Source organism: Collinsella sp. AM16-21 (genome assembly GCF_003471905.1).
Lineage (GTDB): Bacteria > Actinomycetota > Coriobacteriia > Coriobacteriales > Coriobacteriaceae > Collinsella.
On the sequence record NZ_QRKJ01000010.1, the window covers coordinates 15,754 to 29,312 of the forward strand.

At 60.4% G+C, this 13,559-nt stretch carries 13 protein-coding genes; 12 read left to right on the forward strand and 1 reads right to left on the reverse strand.

Translation table 11 applies throughout. From position 1 onward, the window contains the following. Positions 1 to 4 precede the first annotated feature (4 nt). The 12 genes from trmFO to DW180_RS06730 all read left to right on the forward strand — a co-directional run bounded on the left by trmFO (position 5) and on the right by DW180_RS06730 (position 12,607). Entirely contained in the window at positions 5 to 1,342 is a 1,338-nt protein-coding gene (trmFO, locus tag DW180_RS06675; RefSeq protein ID WP_117766657.1) for a methylenetetrahydrofolate--tRNA-(uracil(54)-C(5))-methyltransferase (FADH(2)-oxidizing) TrmFO, read from the forward strand. An 8-nt stretch (positions 1,343 to 1,350) separates the two neighbouring features. Beyond that, entirely contained in the window at positions 1,351 to 2,259 is a 909-nt protein-coding gene (locus DW180_RS06680; RefSeq protein WP_369831526.1) for a tyrosine recombinase, read from the forward strand. A 219-nt stretch (positions 2,260 to 2,478) separates the two neighbouring features. Beyond that, positions 2,479 to 3,207, forward strand: a complete 729-nt coding sequence (gene rpsB, locus DW180_RS06685; protein ID WP_006236109.1) for a 30S ribosomal protein S2 — start codon at positions 2,479 to 2,481, stop codon at positions 3,205 to 3,207. 45 nt (positions 3,208 to 3,252) lie between these two features. Then, the gene (tsf, locus tag DW180_RS06690) at positions 3,253 to 4,122 is read left to right on the forward strand and encodes a translation elongation factor Ts (RefSeq protein ID WP_118238104.1); all 870 of its coding nucleotides are present in this window, start codon (positions 3,253 to 3,255) and stop codon (positions 4,120 to 4,122) included. A gap of 118 nt (positions 4,123 to 4,240) precedes the next feature. Beyond that, a complete protein-coding gene (gene pyrH / locus DW180_RS06695; RefSeq protein WP_035138557.1) occupies positions 4,241 to 4,963 on the forward strand; it encodes a UMP kinase in 723 nt (240 codons plus the stop codon). Positions 4,964 to 4,965: 2 nt separating this feature from the next. Continuing rightward, complete coding sequence (gene frr / locus DW180_RS06700; RefSeq protein WP_006236112.1) at positions 4,966 to 5,502, forward strand: ribosome recycling factor; 537 nt, start codon at positions 4,966 to 4,968, stop codon at positions 5,500 to 5,502. Between the two features lies 1 nt (position 5,503). Next, positions 5,504 to 6,298 carry an isoprenyl transferase gene (locus DW180_RS06705; protein ID WP_117735162.1) on the forward strand — a complete coding sequence of 265 codons (795 nt, stop codon included), beginning with the start codon at positions 5,504 to 5,506 and terminating at the stop codon, positions 6,296 to 6,298. A 2-nt stretch (positions 6,299 to 6,300) separates the two neighbouring features. Next, complete coding sequence (locus tag DW180_RS06710; protein WP_233502344.1) at positions 6,301 to 7,215, forward strand: phosphatidate cytidylyltransferase; 915 nt, start codon at positions 6,301 to 6,303, stop codon at positions 7,213 to 7,215. After that, positions 7,215 to 8,402: a 1-deoxy-D-xylulose-5-phosphate reductoisomerase gene (gene dxr / locus DW180_RS06715; protein ID WP_118238106.1), complete on the forward strand. Its 1,188-nt coding sequence runs from the start codon at positions 7,215 to 7,217 to the stop codon at positions 8,400 to 8,402. Before DW180_RS06710 ends, dxr begins: the two co-directional genes overlap by 1 nt. A gap of 25 nt (positions 8,403 to 8,427) precedes the next feature. After that, on the forward strand, positions 8,428 to 9,789 hold the full coding sequence (locus DW180_RS06720; protein WP_118238108.1) for an RIP metalloprotease: 1,362 nt from the start codon (positions 8,428 to 8,430) through the stop codon (positions 9,787 to 9,789). A gap of 13 nt (positions 9,790 to 9,802) precedes the next feature. Further along, complete coding sequence (gene ispG / locus DW180_RS06725; RefSeq protein WP_117564267.1) at positions 9,803 to 10,885, forward strand: flavodoxin-dependent (E)-4-hydroxy-3-methylbut-2-enyl-diphosphate synthase; 1,083 nt, start codon at positions 9,803 to 9,805, stop codon at positions 10,883 to 10,885. Then, positions 10,886 to 12,607 carry a proline--tRNA ligase gene (locus DW180_RS06730; protein WP_233545211.1) on the forward strand — a complete coding sequence of 574 codons (1,722 nt, stop codon included), beginning with the start codon at positions 10,886 to 10,888 and terminating at the stop codon, positions 12,605 to 12,607. A 179-nt stretch (positions 12,608 to 12,786) separates the two neighbouring features. Here the strand turns inward: DW180_RS06730 and DW180_RS06735 are convergent, their stop codons facing one another. Continuing rightward, on the reverse strand, positions 12,787 to 13,551 hold the full coding sequence (locus tag DW180_RS06735; RefSeq protein ID WP_006236119.1) for an aminoglycoside phosphotransferase family protein: 765 nt from the start codon (positions 13,549 to 13,551) through the stop codon (positions 12,787 to 12,789). Between the last annotated feature and the right edge of the window lie 8 nt (positions 13,552 to 13,559).

Consider the following 13,559-nt stretch of genomic DNA (forward strand, 5'->3'; position numbering starts at 1 on the left):
GCAGATGCTGTTTGATCAGGTGACGGTTATCGGTGGCGGTCTGGCGGGTTCGGAGTGCGCGATTCAGCTGGCAGATCGCGGGTTCGCCGTAAGGCTGTGCGAGATGCGCCCCCAGGTTAGCTCCCCGGCCCACCATACCGATCACCTGGCAGAGCTCGTCTGTTCCAATTCGTTTAAGTCGACCCGTCCGGATTCCGCGGCTGGATTGCTGAAGGCCGAGCTTGAGCGCATGGGTTCAGTCCTGCTCGATTGCGCCCATCGCGCGGCTGTTCCCGCCGGTGGCGCCTTGGCGGTCGACCGCGTCAAGTTTTCCGAGTTTGTCGAGGCCGAGGTTGCCGCCCGTCCCAATATCGAGATCATTCACGGCGAGGTCACGCAGATTCCCGAAGGTCACGTGGTCATTGCTGCCGGCCCCTTGTGCTCGCCGGCGCTGAGCGAAGAGGTCATGAAGCTCGTCGGTGGCGACGCCCTTGCGTTCTTCGATGCCGCGGCGCCGATCGTCGATGCCTCCACGCTCGATATGGACGTGCTGTTCTCGCAGTCGCGCTACGAGGAGCAGGGGAGCGGCGACTATCTCAACGCTCCGCTCAATAAGGAGGAGTACGAGGCCTTTATCGAGGCGCTTACCACGGCCGACCGCGTGGTGCTCAAGGACTTTGAGGGCGGCGATCTGTTCCAGGCCTGCCAGCCTGCCGAGGAAGTTGCGCGCACCGGCAAGGACGCCATTCGCTTTGGCGCCATGAAGCCTGTCGGCCTCACCGATCCGCGAACCGGTCGTCGTCCCTGGGCGGCGATTCAGCTGCGTGCCGAGAATAAGGAGAAGACCGCCTATAACCTGGTGGGCTTCCAGACCAACTTGACCTTTGGCGAGCAGAAGCGCGTCTTCCATATGGTGCCGGGCCTGGAGAACGCTGAGTTCTTCCGCTACGGTGTCATGCACCGTAATACCTTTGTCGACGCCCCGCACGTGCTCGATGGCACCTTTGCCGTGCCCGGCACCGGCGTGCGCCTGGCCGGTCAGATCACCGGCACCGAGGGGTACATGGAAGCCGTGGCGACGGGTCTGCTCGCGGCGCTCAACACCTATGCCGAGGCTATCGGGGCCGCGGGCGTCGAGCTGCCGCGTGTGGGCGCCCTGGGTGCGCTCGTGGGCTATGCGACCGATCCTGCCACCGTGGGCTATCAGCCTATGCATGTCAACTTTGGCCTGGTGCCGCCACTCGAGGATGGTAAGCGCCGCAGCAAGCGCGACCGCTACCAGGCCTATGCGGACCGTGCGCTCGAGGCCCTTGATGCCTATCTGGCCACTCGCCCCGATTTGTTTGGAGGCGACCGGTCATAGCCTTTGACCTGTACGACACCGTCGACTCGTTTATCGCCTATATCTCACGTGTCGAGGGACTTTCTCCCAACACGGTGACGGCCTATGGCTCGAGGCTGGAGCGTTTTGCTGCCTGGTGCGAGCGTGAGGATATAGATGCTTTCGCTGCCGACGTGCGCACCATTCGTCGCTATCTTGCCGAACTTTCGCGTGAGCAGGTGGCTCCCCGAACGCTTGCGGCACACCTGTCTGCCATTCGCTCGCTCTATCGGTGGATGGCTGCCGAGGGGGTCGTGGAGGGCGATGTGGTCTCGGCAATTTCCTCGCCCAAGCTCCCGCGCGATCTACCCGGTGTGCTGACGACCCAACAGGTGGAGGCGCTGCTCAAGACGCCTGATACCTCAACACCCGCGGGACTGCGCGATGCGGCGATGCTCGAGCTGCTCTATGCCTCGGGCGCCCGTATCTCTGAGCTCGCAGCACTCAATGTGGAGTCCATTGTGTGGTCCGAACGCACGCTGCGCCTGTGGGGCAAGGGGAGCAAAGAACGTATCGTCCCTCTGTATCGTCGCGCGCTCGAGGCGACGCGTCTCTATATCGAGGAGGGGCGGCCGGAGTTGCTCGCTCAGGCAAAGCGCCGTGACCCCACTACCGGGCCGCATCCGCTGCTTATATCGGCGCGCGGTAATCGCATGAGTGCCGCCATGCTCAGGCGGCGGTTCCATACTCTGGCGACACTCGCCGGCATTCCGGCCGACATCGCCCCGCATGCGATGCGCCATACCTTTGCGACCGACTTGCTCGAGGGCGGTGCGGACCTGCGCTCGGTTCAAGAGCTGCTGGGTCATGCGAGCCTGTCCACGACGCAGATCTACACGCACCTCACGCCCGATCGGCTCAAACGTGCCGTGGCTCAAGCCCATCCCCGAGGCGAATAGTGGCTGGGACGTCCCGCGCCGCACTCAGGTGTGTGGTTTTGATTGCGGGTTGGCAGGAAGATGCATTCCTGCTATCATTCATCGGGTTGCTTCACGGCAACAGGTTTTTATCACGCACGCGCGGCTACTTCATACCGTGGTGCCCGGGCTTTGGTAGCACATGTCCGGGTTGGTTTTGGAGGATGACCCCGCGCGGAGGCAAACCACAGGAGGTTTAACATGGCTACCAAGATTAATATCCGCACCCTGCTCGAGGCCGGCTGCCACTTCGGCCACCAGACCCGTCGCTGGAATCCCAAGATGAAGCCGTTCATCTTCGGTGAGCGCAACGGCATCTACATCCTCGACCTCAAGCAGACCATCCTCGACGCCGACCAGGCCTACACCTTCGTCAAGAACGTCGCCAAGGGTGGCAACGTGCTGTTCGTCGGCACCAAGAAGCAGGCTCAGGAGGCCGTCAAGAACGCTGCTGAGCGCGCCAACATGCCTTACATCAACCAGCGTTGGCTCGGCGGTATGCTGACCAACTTCGTCACCATCCGCTCCCGCATTAACCGCATGGAGGAACTCGAGGCTATGGTCGAGGACGGCCGCATGGCAGTGCTCCCCAAGAAGGAGCAGGCTGTGCTCGGCAAGGAGCTCACCAAGCTCCAGACCAACCTCGGTGGCGCCCGCGACATGAAGGGTCTGCCCCAGGCTCTCTTCGTCATTGACACCAAGCGCGAGGAGAACGCCATCAAGGAGGCCCAGCGCCTGAACATCCCCGTCGTCGCTCTGATCGACACCAACTCCGATCCCGACGAGGTCGAGTACGGCATCCCCTGCAATGATGACGCTATCTCCGCTGTCACCCTTATGTGCGAGCTCATGGCTGACGCCTGCCTCGCTGGCTCCGGCAAGGAGCAGGTCTCCGAGGCCGAGATGGCCGCTGAGCCCAAGGCCGAGTAAATCAGTCTTAGTTAATTCTTTTTCATCTCTTTGAAAGGAACCACAATGGCCCAGATTACCGCCGCTATGGTCAAGCAGCTCCGCGAGATGACCGACTCCCCGATGATGGAGTGCAAGAAGGCTCTCGTCGAGGCTGACGGCGACATGGACGCCGCTGTCGACGTTCTGCGCAAGAACGGCCTTGCCAAGGCTGCCAAGAAGGCTGGCCGTGAGACCAACGAGGGCGCTGTCGCCGCGTTCGTCTCCGAGGATGGCAAGACCGGCGCTCTGCTTGAGCTTTCCTGCGAGACCGACTTCGTTGGCTCCAACGCCAAGTTCACCGGCTTTGCTTCCAAGGTCGCCGAGGTTGTCGCTACCACCGAGCCTGCTAACGTCGACGCTCTGCTCGAGAAGCCGATGGGCGAGGAGACCGTTTCCTCCGAGCTCACCGAGATGATTCACATCATGGGCGAGAACATGAAGATCTCCCGCTTCGCTGCCCGCAAGGCTGAGAACGGTGCGCTCGCTTCTTACATCCACATGGGTGGTAAGATCGGCGTTCTCGTCGAGTTCGCCTTCGAGAAGGCTGAGACCGCTCAGGCTGAGTCCTTCAAGACCTTCGCTCACGACGTTGCCCTTCAGGTTGCCGCCGTCGCCCCGATCTGCGCTACCCGCGATCAGGTTCCGGCCGAGACCGTCGAGCACGAGAAGCAGATCTACATGGCTCAGGCTGCCGAGTCCGGTAAGCCCGAGGCCATTCAGGAGAAGATGGCTGTCGGCCGTCTGGAGAAGTTCTACAAGCAGTCCGTGCTCACCGAGCAGGAGTTCATCAAGGACAGCTCCCTCACCATCAAGAAGTACGCTGAGCAGGTCTCCAAGGAGCTCGGCGACACCATTACCGTCGTTGCCTTTGACCGTCTGGTCCGTGGCGAGTAAATAAGCTCTTGTAGCTGGTAATGAGCAGGCTGTGGGTTTTACTCACAGCCTGCTTTTTCATGGCTCTTCTTAGAGCCTTTGATAGAATGTTGAGAGTTCAATCTAAAGGAGGATCGCTTTGTCCGACATCCGATATAAACGCGTGCTTCTGAAGCTTTCCGGCGAAGCACTGATGGGCGACGGCCAATATGGCATCGACCCCAAGGTTACCGACCATCTTGCCAAACAGGTCAAGGAGCTGCTCGCCGTTGGCCATGAGGTCGGCGTCGTTGTCGGCGGCGGCAATATTTTCCGCGGCATGGCCGGCGCTGCCGGTGGCATGGAGCGTGCTCAGGCCGACTACATGGGCATGCTGGCAACCGTTATGAACGCGCTCGCCCTGCAGGATGCCTTCGAGCATAACGATGTTCCCTGCCGCGTGATGAGCGCTATCCAGATGAACGAGATCTGCGAGCCCTATATTCGCCGTCGCGCCATCAATCACCTTTCCAAGGGCAACGTCGTTATTTTTGCCGCCGGTTCGGGCAATCCGTACTTTACGACCGACACCGCCGCGGCTCTTCGTGCGTGCGAGATCGGCGCCGAGATTCTGATTAAAGCCACCAAGGTTGACGGCATCTACGACAAGGATCCCGTCAAGTGTGCCGACGCCGTCCGGTTTGACAAGATCACCTACCATGAGGTGCTCGTCCGCGGTCTGCAGGTTATGGATTCCACGGCTACGGCACTGTGCCAGGATAACCGTATGCCGATTTTGGTCCTCAACATCGATGGCGAGGACACCGTCAAGCGCGCGCTTTCGGGTGAGCCCGTCGGCACGCTCGTCTATCAGGAGGATTAAGCATGGCAGAGAACATCACCGCCCATATGGACAAGTCGCTCGAGTCCCTCAAGCATAACTTCTCCAAGGTTCGTACCGGCCGCGCCAACGCTAACATTCTGTCCGACATCACCGTCGATTATTACGGTGTTCCCACGCCGGTCACGCAGGTTGCCGCCGTCAAGACCCCCGAGGCCCACATGCTGCTCATCGAGCCGTGGGACAAGGCGCTTATCAATGCTATCGTCAAGGCCATCGGCGCTTCCGATCTGGGTATTACCCCCAACTCCGATGGCACCGTCGTTCGTCTGCCGTTCCCGGCTCCCACCGAGGAGCGCCGTCGCGAGCTCGTCAAGGAGTGCCGCGAGTACGCCGAGCAGGCCAAGGTGTCTATCCGTAACATCCGTCGCGACTTCAACAACAAGCTCGAGCGCGATGAGGAACTCACCGAGGACGATGTCCGTCGCGAGCAGGCCAAGGTCCAGAAGCACACCGATGAGTATGTCGCCAAGGTCGAGGAGCTTCTGAAGGAAAAAGAAGCCGAGGTCATGGAGATCTAAGGTGCAATACGACGAGCATAAACTGGTCGAGTACTTTGCCGACGCCCCTGCGGGCGTCGGTTTTTCCGACCTTGACCTCAATAACATTCCGCACCATATCTCGTGCATCATGGACGGCAACGGTCGTTGGGCCACGTCGCGCGGTCTTGCGCGCACTGAGGGCCACAAGGCGGGTATCGTCTCCCTTCGCGAGATTATTACCGCCTGCGTGCGTCTGGGCGTCGACGTGCTTTCGGCCTATGCTTTTTCTACCGAAAACTGGAACCGCCCGCAGCACGAGGTCAACGTCTTGATGCACCTGTTTGCCAAGACGTTTATCGACGAGCTGCCGCTTCTGAAGCGCGAAAATGTGCGCGTAGTCTTTTTGGGTGACATTTCCGCGCTGCCCAAGAAGACTCGCGACGTTTTTGAGCGCGGTCTTGCCGAGTGCGCCGATCACACCGGTATGACGCTGGCGCTGGCCGTTAACTACGGTGCCCGTGCTGAGATCACCCGCGCTGTCCGCCAGATCGCGCTTGATGCGGCTGCCGGCAAGATTGATCCCGCCGCTATCGACGATGATATGGTTGCTTCGCACCTGTACACCGCCGGTCTTCCCGATCCGGAGCTCGTGATTCGCACTTCTGGCGAGTTGCGTCTTTCGAATTACCTGCTGTGGCAGGTTGCCTATTCCGAATTCTACGTCACCGATACCTATTGGCCCGACTTTGATCGTTGGGGCCTTGTCGACGCCATTTTGGCCTATCAGGGCCGTGACCGTAGGTTTGGTGGACTGAGCAAGACCGAGGAGGCTTAATCGTGTCCGATCGTCCCAAGGCATCTGCTCCCAAGACGCCAGTTTCCGCGGCGCCTGCGCGCAAGGCTGCCACTGCGGGAGCGCCTGCAGCGAAGAGCGGCACCGGTTCGTGGCTGGCGGGCTTTATTACCCGTGCCGCCGCCGGTATCGTCTACGCCGTTGTCTTTATCCTGTGCCTGGTTTTGGGTATCGTGCCCACGGCCATCTTTGTTTCTGTCATGAGCGGTCTGTGCTGCTATGAGTTTTTCCGTATGACAAGGCTCGATGGCAAGATGGCTAACGAGCGCATGGGTATCGCTGCCGCCGTACTCTTTCCGCTGTCGGCGTTGGGCGATTCGATGTTGCTGAATGCCCTGCTTTTTGCCTTGATGCTCGCTGTGGGCATTTGGTATGTCTGGTCGCCGCGTACCCGCATCTCTGATGTGGCCGTGACGCTCATGGGTCCCATCTACACTGGCTTTATGCTGTCGGCTATCGTGCTGCTGCGCGATGCCGTGCCCGGTTTTGCCGGCGCCCTGCTTTCAGTGGGCGTTTGCGCGTCCCTTTGGGTCTCCGATTCGTTTGCCTACATCGTGGGCAGCCGTATCGGCAAGCACAAGATGGTTCCCAAGATCTCCCCCAAAAAGAGCTGGGAGGGGTTTGCCGGCGGCATCTTGGGCTCGGTTTTGATTTGGCTCATCCTGTGGGCGACGCACTTCTACAAGCTCAGCCTGCCCTATGCGCTGCTGTGCGGCGTGGTCGTTTCCATTCTGGGCGTTATCGGCGACCTTATCGAGTCGCGCATCAAGCGCGGTGTGGGCGTCAAGGATTCCGGCAACCTTATCCCGGGCCACGGCGGAATGCTCGATCGTAGCGATTCGCTTATCTTCGGTTGCATCACCGCACAGCTGTTGCTGATGATCGGAGGCGTGCTGTAATGTCCTTCCAGACGACGTATGGCCCCGATGGACGCCTTCGCGTTGCCATCCTGGGTTGTACGGGCTCTATCGGCACCCAGGCGCTCGATGTGTGCCGCCAGCATGCCGATCGCCTGCAGGTGACGGCGCTGTCCGTTAATTCCAGCACCTCGGAGCTCGTTGCCGCTGCCCGCGAGTTCTCGGTTCCGGCGGTTGCCGTTGCCGATGTCGCTCATGGCGATGACGCCGTGCTGCAGGAGTTGCCCGAGGGCACACAGCTCGGCGTTGGCGCGCAGGCGGTTTGCGAGCTCGCGCGTCGCGACGATGTCGACTGCGTGCTCGTCGCTATTGTGGGCGCCGCCGGTCTCGAGGCGAGCCATGCGGCCTTGACCTCGAATAAGCGCCTTGCCCTTGCCAACAAGGAGTCCCTCGTCGTCGGTGGCGACTTGCTTATGCCGTTAGCGCAACCGGGCCAGCTTATTCCGGTCGACTCTGAGCATTCCGCCATCTACCAGTGCTATCTGGGGGAGAACCCGCGCGAGGCCCAGTGCATTTGGCTCACCTGCTCGGGCGGTCCGTTCTTTGGCCGCACGCGCGACGAGCTCGATCGCGTGACGCGTGCCGATGCCCTCGCGCATCCCACGTGGGCCATGGGTGCCAAGATCACCATTGACTCCGCCACCCTCATGAACAAGGGCCTGGAGCGCATTGAGGCCATGCATCTGTTTAACTGCGACCTCGATTTCATTAACGTGGTCGTGCAGCGTCAGTCCAAGATTCACTCTATGGTCGAGTTCGCCGACGGCTCCGTGATGGCGCATCTCGGTGCATCCGACATGCGTATTCCCATCCAGTTCGCGTTCTCGTATCCCGAGCGTTGGGATACTCCGGCGCCTCGTATCGATTTCCGCGAGCTGGGGCAGCTCACGTTTGATGCTGCCGACATGGATACCTTCCGCTGTCTGGCACTGGCCGAGCGTGCCGGCAAGACGGGTGGCACCATGCCGTGCGTGCTCAATGCCGCCAACGAGGTCGCCGTCGATGCCTTCCTGCACGATGGCTGCAGCTTTACCGATATCGATCGCATTGTGGAATCCTGCATGGACGCCCACGATATGCAGGTGGTCGATTCGTTTGAGCAGCTTCGCGACATCGATGCGTGGGCGCGTGAAAAGGCTGCGCAGGTGCTCGCCGCAACCCGTTCCTAACCCATAAGGATTGCTTTTTCGTTTTATGGATACTGTTCTGAGCGTTCTCTCATCGGTCTTTTGGGGCCTGCTGATGCTTTCCGTCCTCGTGTTTTTGCACGAGGGCGGCCACTTTTTGGCGGCGCGTGCCTGCGGCGTCCGTGTGACCGAGTTCTTTTTGGGTCTGCCGTGCCGCTTTGACATCCATTACACGTCGCGTCGCATTGGAACCAAGTTTGGCGTGACCCCGCTGCTGCTGGGTGGCTACGCTGCCATCTGCGGTATGGATCCGACCGATGTTTCGTGCGCCGACCGCGTGCTCGCGGCTATCTATCGTCATGGTCGCGTGGCCGTGGCCGACCTTGCTGTCGAGCTCGAGCTTTCCGAGGAGGATGTGCTCGAGGCATGCGCCCTTTTGCTGGGCTGGGGCTCCATCGCGCCCTGGTATGAGGAAGGGGAGAAGCCCTCGCCGAGCTACTATCCCACCAAATATCAGACGTTGCCGCGAGACAAGGCAGGCTATACCACCTTTGATGGTCGCCGTTTCGATCGCGAACATGCGACTGCCGAGGGCGATGTGTGGGAGCTGCCGTGCGGCGAGGCCGAGTTCCTTGCGCAAGAGCGCTCGCACACCTATCTTGGCCAAGGCTTTCTCAAGCGCGCCTTTATGCTGCTCGCGGGCATTATCGTCAATATCTTGACGGGTTTTTTGCTCCTTATGAGCATCTATTCCATTGCGGGTGTCACCGTGCCGATGGATACCAACGTGATCGGTCAGGTTGACGAGGGGTCTATTGCCGCCAAGGCGGGTATCGAGGGCGGTGACGCGATCCTTTCGGTTGACGGTGTCTCATGTTCCACTTGGATGGATGTCTACGATGCCATCGGCAAGGCTGCCGGTAAGGACGATATTGCTATTGAGTATGAGCGCGATGGCAAGCAGTGCTCGACCTCGGTCGCACTCAAAGAGGACGAACGTCTGGGCGTTTATGCCTCTACGCAGGTGGTCCGTTTGGACCCCATCACCTCGGCGCGCCTCTCCTTCTCGTATGTTGCGCAGACAGCGGAGGGCGTGATGCGCCTGCTCCAGCCGCAGCATACGATGGAGATCCTCGATCAGTCCTCTTCGATCGTGGGTATTAGCGTCATGTCCTCGCAGGCTGCTGCTGCCGGCCCTGCCACGTTCCTTTCGTTTGCCGCCCTCATTTCATTCTCGCTTGGCTTTATGAACTTGCTGCCCATCCCCCCGCTCGACGGCGGCAAGCTAGTCATCGAGATCATTCAGAAGATTGCGGGCCGCGAGCTTCCGCTCAAGGTCCAGGCGATTGTGAGCTATGTGGGCATCGCGCTCTTTGCGCTGCTGTTTGTCTATATGCTTCGTTCCGACATCCTTCGATTTATTTTGTAGGGGAGTGTTTGGATTGTCTTTATCCCATCCTTTGCCTCGCGAGCTGACGCGCCCCGTGCATGTGGGCGGCGTGCAGATCGGTGGCGGCGCGCCGGTGGTGGTCCAATCTATGACCTGCACCGATACCGCTGATGCCCAGGCAACGCTTGCGCAAGTGTGCGCGTTGGCGCAGGCTGGCTGCGATATCGTGCGCGTGAGCGTGCCTACCGAGGCTGCGCTCGAGGGCTTTCGCACGATTTGTGCCGAGTCTCCGGTGCCAATCGTCGCCGATATCCATTTTAACCATAAGCTTGCCATTGGCGCTGTCGAGGCTGGTGCCTCTAAGCTGCGCATCAACCCCGGCAATATCGGCGATTGGGCTAAGGTCGATGCCGTCATCGATGCCGCGGGTGCCGCGGGCTGCGCGATTCGCATTGGCGTGAACGCGGGCTCGCTTGAGCAAGATATTGCCGAGCGCGACGACCTCACGCAGCCCGAAAAGCTCGTGATGTCGAGCGAACGCTTTGTGCGGCACTTTGAGGACCGTGGGTTTACCAACATCGTGCTATCCGCCAAGGCCCATAGCGTACAGACGACACTTGATACCTATCGCGCCCTGTCGCGCGAGATACCGCATGTTCCGCTCCACCTGGGCGTGACGGAGGCGGGGACCAAGCTTCAGGGCACCATCAAGAGCTCTGTAGGCTTGGGCATCTTGCTTTCCGAAGGCATCGGTGACACGATGCGTGTGTCGCTCACGGCCGATCCGGTTGAGGAGCCGCCGGTCGCCTGGGGAATTCTACAGTCGCTGGGCCTGCGTCGCCGTGGTCCCGAGATTGTCTCGTGCCCCACGTGCGCCCGCTGCCAGGTTAACCTGATTCCCATCGCCGAGGAGGTCACCGAGCGGCTTAAGAACTATTCCGCGCCGCTTTCGATCGCCGTGATGGGATGTGCGGTCAACGGCCCCGGAGAGGCATCTGACGCCGACCTGGGTGTTGCCTGCGGACGTGGTCAGGGCCTGCTCTTTTCGCATGGCCAGATCATTGGTAAAGTAGCTGAGGATCAAATTGTCGACGCGCTTATGGCCGAGGTCGACAAACTTATTGAGGAGAAATAAATGACCCGAGCAATGTATATGTCTAAGCTCTATGCGCCGACGCTCAAAGAGGATCCGGCGGATGCCGAGCTAGCGAGCCACCGTCTGCTGCTTCGCGCTGGCATGATCCGCAAGGAGGCCGCCGGCCTGTATTCCTATCTGCCGCTCGCTTGGCGCTCGATCCGCAAGATCGAGAACATCGTGCGCGACGAGATGGATGCCGCCGGTGCTCAGGAGCTCATGATGCCCATCATGGTCGATGCCGAGCTGTGGCGTGAGTCCGGCCGTATCGATGCCTATGGCAAGGAGCTTGTGCGCTTTGACGACCGTCATGGTCGCGAGTTCGTGCTGGGCCCCACGCACGAGGAGACCGTCACGGCCCTGGTGCGCAATGAGTTGCGTTCCTACAAGCAGCTGCCAGTGAACCTCTATCACATCCAGGATAAGTTCCGCGACGAGTTCCGTCCCCGTTTTGGCCTGATGCGCGGTCGCGAGTTCATCATGAAGGACGCCTACAGCTTCTCTGCTACGCAGGAGAGCCTGCAGGAGGAGTACGACAAGATGAAGCAGGCCTATGCCAACATTTGCGAGCGCTGCTACATCAAGGCTCTGCCCGTTGTCGCCGACTCCGGCGAGATCGGTGGCGATACCTCCGTCGAGTACATGGCTTTGGCCGACGCTGGCGAGGCTTCGCTCGTCTACTGCGACGATTGCGGCTTCGCTGCCGACGATGAGGCCGCAAGCACCAAGGTCGTTGTGACCGAGGGTCCTGGCGACGGTACGCTTACCAAGGTCGAGACTCCGGGCTTGGGCACCATCGAGGCCGTTGCAAAGTTCTTCGGCTTCCCCGAGAACGGCACGCGCAAGTCTCTGGCACTCCTCGACGCCGAGGGCAAGCCCGTCGTGGCCATTGTTCCGGGCGACCACGAGCTCAACGATTGCAAGGCCGAGCATGTCTTTGGCAAGGCCTATCGCATGATGACTGATGAGGAGCTCCAGACCTACGGTCTGCATAAGGGCTTTATCGGACCGGTTAACCTGCCCGAGGGCATTCGCCTGGTGTGCGACGAGAGCCTGCGCGAGTCCAAGCAGTGGGCCTGCGGTGCCAACGAGGTCGATTATCACTTTACCGGTGCCTGCCCCGAGCGCGACTTTACCGTCGACGAGTGGGCCGACCTGGTAACCGTCGTTGCCGGCGATCCCTGCCCGCACTGCGGCAAGCCGCTCTCTGCTGCTCGCGGCATCGAGGTCTCGCAGGTCTTCCAGCTGGGTACCAAGTATTCCGAGGCCATGGGCGCCACCTTTATGGACGAGGACGGCAAGGAGAAGCCGCTTATCATGGGTTGCTACGGCGTTGGTGTGTCCCGCTCGCTTGCTGCCGTCGTGGAGCAGCACAACGACGAACACGGCATCGTCTGGCCGGTCTCCGTTGCCCCGTACGAGGTCACGGTGATTCCGCTCGATCCCAAGAAGGAGGAGTGCGCTACCGTCTGTGAACAGATCGTCGACGGTCTGTGCGCCGAGGGTATCGAGGTCGTCGTCGACGACCGCGATGAGCGTCCCGGCTTTAAGTTTGCCGATAACGACCTCATGGGCTTCCCGTATCAGGTGGTGCTCGGCAAGCGCGGCCTTAAGAGTGGCACCGTTGAGCTCAAGGACCGTGCCTCGGGCGAGCGCGAGGACGTGGCGATCGATGAGGTCGTCGCCAAGGTTTCCAAGCTTGTGAAGGCGGCACGCCGTTAATCGGCGATTTCACATGTAGTTCGAAATACGGGACGGCCCCGCATTTCTCCAGATCGGGGACATGTGGGGTCGTCCTTTTATCTTGTGGCATGCTCGATATCTAAAAGGAAAACCCCACAGCCCTAATGAGCTGCGGGGTTTTCATTTGTGCCTCCGATGCGAAATAAATCGCTCAGATATTACTGATAATCGACGACGTCGATCCAGTTCTTCAGGAACTCATCGTTCACGTTGCGCTTACGAGCGAGCTCGGAAGCGGCGACGATGCTCGTCCACTGACGCACGACCTGCATGGGCATGTCGGCGCGGTCGCAGTAGAGCTCCAAGTAGGCCTCAGCCTGGTCCTTGCTGTTGAGGGCGAAGAGCAGGTAGGTGGTGGCAACGTCGGCAGCAGGGGAGCCCTGGGTGGCGTGTGCCCAGTCGCACACATAGAGCTGGCCGTCGTCGCCGACGATGACGTTGGAGGGGTTGAAGTCGCCGTGGCAGACCTTGAACTCCTTGGTCATGCCGTCCAGACGCTCCTGAAGGTTGTAGCGCGTGGTGGCATTGAGCTGATCAAGGCTGTCGATCATGCGGGCGAACTTGTCGCGCTGACGGTTGAGCAGCGGGGAGGTATAGCCGTGGATCTCGATCTGGAGGTCGACGAACATCTCGAGATACTCACCAAAGCGCTGGGGCTCAGCAGTCATCTTCTCGGCAAGGGTGGTGCCCGGAACCTTCTCGGTCACGAGCGCCCAGCCGTTGGCGTTCTCGAGCTGAGAAACCTCGAGAGCCTTGGGGCTGCGGATGCCGCACTCATTGATGCGGGCAAGATTCAAAGCCTCGTTGAACACGTCGGAGACGGGCTTGGTCTCGTTAAAGACCTTGACGATCTTGTCGCCCAGGTCGTAAACGACCTTGTTGCCACGGCGGACGAGCTCGGTCTTGGAATCGGGTAGCAGCATGGTTGCAT

Bases quoted from the DNA above. Each gene is read 5' to 3' on its own strand.
- trmFO (WP_117766657.1), top strand. From the start codon at position 5: ATGCTGTTTGATCAGGTGACGGTTATCGGTGGCGGTCTGGCGGGTTCG.
- rpsB (WP_006236109.1), top strand. From the start codon at position 2,479: ATGGCTACCAAGATTAATATCCGCACCCTGCTCGAGGCCGGCTGCCAC.
- tsf (WP_118238104.1), top strand. From the start codon at position 3,253: ATGGCCCAGATTACCGCCGCTATGGTCAAGCAGCTCCGCGAGATGACC.
- frr (WP_006236112.1), top strand. From the start codon at position 4,966: ATGGCAGAGAACATCACCGCCCATATGGACAAGTCGCTCGAGTCCCTC.
- dxr (WP_118238106.1), top strand. From the start codon at position 7,215: ATGTCCTTCCAGACGACGTATGGCCCCGATGGACGCCTTCGCGTTGCC.
- DW180_RS06720 (WP_118238108.1), top strand. From the start codon at position 8,428: ATGGATACTGTTCTGAGCGTTCTCTCATCGGTCTTTTGGGGCCTGCTG.
- DW180_RS06730 (WP_233545211.1), top strand. From the start codon at position 10,886: ATGACCCGAGCAATGTATATGTCTAAGCTCTATGCGCCGACGCTCAAA.
- DW180_RS06735 (WP_006236119.1), bottom strand. From the start codon at position 13,551: ATGCTGCTACCCGATTCCAAGACCGAGCTCGTCCGCCGTGGCAACAAG.